The sequence below is a fragment of the Hydrogeniiclostridium mannosilyticum genome (assembly GCF_003268275.1).
Classification (GTDB): Bacteria; Bacillota; Clostridia; order Oscillospirales; family Acutalibacteraceae; genus Hydrogeniiclostridium; species Hydrogeniiclostridium mannosilyticum.
Map to the genome: position 1 here is coordinate 1 of NZ_QLYR01000026.1, position 1,698 is coordinate 1,698.

A 1,698-nucleotide genomic window follows, 5' to 3' on the forward strand; every position below is an offset into this window, starting at 1 on the left:
GAATCCAGGAGCTGGAGGCGAGGCTCAATGACTAAGGGGTATGAATGGGCACAGGCACAATATGACCGGCAGGAGCCTTTCCTTCCTGTCTGTGAAGGCTGCGGCCGCACTGTAGACGCCGTCGCTGATATAGACGGGACGAGGCTTTGCGAAGCCTGTGTTTCCGAATGGCTCCTGAACCATTTGGATATTATGACAGACCGGATTATGAGCTGGGGAGCATTGGCGGGATGAACGGAGTAAGCTTTTATCTTGTTGGAATTGATGAGCGCAAGGTATTTTTCCAAAACGGAAAGGTTTGCTGTAGAGAATGCCCTTATTGCAAGAGCAAAACAGTAAACGGCCATTTGCGAATCCTCTGTATTAGAACCTATGAACCTCTTATGGAGTTAGACAAGCTCGGAGCAGATTGTCCCCTAAGCTTTACCGGTGAAATTGTAGGAAAGAAGGAGCAAAAATGGGAATCCCCGTAATGATATTGGGAGAATCGGGCACAGGGAAAAGTGCCTCACTGAGAAACTTTCAGCCGGGAGAAGTTGCAATTATAAATGTTGCAGGAAAGCCGCTGCCGTTTCGCACAAGGCTAAAAACCTACATATCGGATGATTATAATCAAGTAACGGCAGCAATCCGCGGCTATGTTGGAAAAGGTGCAAAATCAATTGTGATAGATGATTCACAGTATTTAATGGCCGATGAGTTCATGAGAAGGGCAAAGGAAAACGGTTTTCAGAAATTCACGGATATAGGAAAAAATTATTTTGATCTCATATCGTTAGTAAAAACTCTGCCGGATGATAGGATTGTTTATTTTCTGTCACATTTGACAACAGACGATCAAGGCCGGGAGCGCTGCAAAACAATCGGTAAGTTGTTAGACGAAAAGATTACCGTTGAGGGGCTTTTCACGATTGTCCTCAAAACGCAGGTGAAGGACGGGCATTACTATTTTTCCACGCAAAACAACGGAATGGATACCGTTAAAAGCCCGATAGGGATGTTTGAGGATTCATTAACTGAAAACGACCTAAAGACAATAGATTTGACAATTAGAGAATATTACAACACTGAGGAGGAGCAACATGAAGAGAATTGACAATTGGGAGCAAGTAGAAGCGTTCAATGGAGACAAGGAGACGCTGGAGCCGGGCGGTTATATTTGCGAGATTATGGAGGCGAAGGAAACGACCTATTACAACAACAATGGAGAAGCGTTTCAACGCCTTCAGGTCAGTTTTGATATTGTGGAAGGTCCTAGAGCCGGCCATTTTGCCAGAGATTATCGGACACAGGCCGTATATGGAAAACAAAAATGGAATGGAGTTCTCAGGGTATTTCCCCCGATGGAAGGAAGCAGCGACCAAGCGAAGTTGTCTCAGGGACGCTTCAAGGCAATTACAAACGCATTAGAGCTGAGCAATCCCGGTTACAAATGGGACTGGGATGAAACTAAACTGAAAGGGAAACGCATTGGAGTAATGTTCCGCAACGAAGAGTGGGAATACGAAGGGCGTCACGGGTGGAAGGTAAGGCCATACCGGTTTGTAAGCGTCGGCTATATCGAGAGAGGAGAATTTGAAATACCAAAAGATAAGCCCTTAGGGGAATCTAAGAAATCTGCACCGGTTACTGAAAATGATCGTTTTGAAGAGATTCCTGTTCCCACAGATGACGACTTGCCTTTTAACTAAGCAGGAG

The 1,698-nt window shown here is 45.2% G+C and carries 3 protein-coding genes; all 3 read left to right on the top strand.

The genetic code is table 11. The features are described 5' to 3' along the window. Window positions 1–27: 27 nt before the first annotated feature. The 3 genes from DPQ25_RS14210 (at window position 28) to DPQ25_RS14225 (ending at window position 1,691) form a co-directional block, all read left to right on the top strand. Window positions 28–234 (top strand): hypothetical protein, encoded by a 207-nt coding sequence (locus DPQ25_RS14210; RefSeq protein WP_112333829.1) that lies wholly within the window; start codon window positions 28–30, stop codon window positions 232–234. 223 nt (window positions 235–457) lie between these two features. Beyond that, window positions 458–1,096 (top strand): DEAD/DEAH box helicase family protein, encoded by a 639-nt coding sequence (locus DPQ25_RS14220; RefSeq protein ID WP_112333831.1) that lies wholly within the window; start codon window positions 458–460, stop codon window positions 1,094–1,096. Continuing rightward, window positions 1,083–1,691: a hypothetical protein gene (locus DPQ25_RS14225; RefSeq protein WP_112333832.1), complete on the top strand. Its 609-nt coding sequence runs from the start codon at window positions 1,083–1,085 to the stop codon at window positions 1,689–1,691. The genes DPQ25_RS14220 and DPQ25_RS14225 overlap by 14 nt, the downstream gene beginning before the upstream one ends. Window positions 1,692–1,698: the final 7 nt, after the last annotated feature.

What these genes read in the sequence shown, in the direction of transcription:
- DPQ25_RS14220 (WP_112333831.1), top strand. Translation starts at nt 458, where the DNA reads ATGGGAATCCCCGTAATGATATTGGGAGAATCGGGCACAGGGAAAAGT.
- DPQ25_RS14225 (WP_112333832.1), top strand. Translation starts at nt 1,083, where the DNA reads ATGAAGAGAATTGACAATTGGGAGCAAGTAGAAGCGTTCAATGGAGAC.
- DPQ25_RS14210 (WP_112333829.1), top strand. Translation starts at nt 28, where the DNA reads ATGACTAAGGGGTATGAATGGGCACAGGCACAATATGACCGGCAGGAG.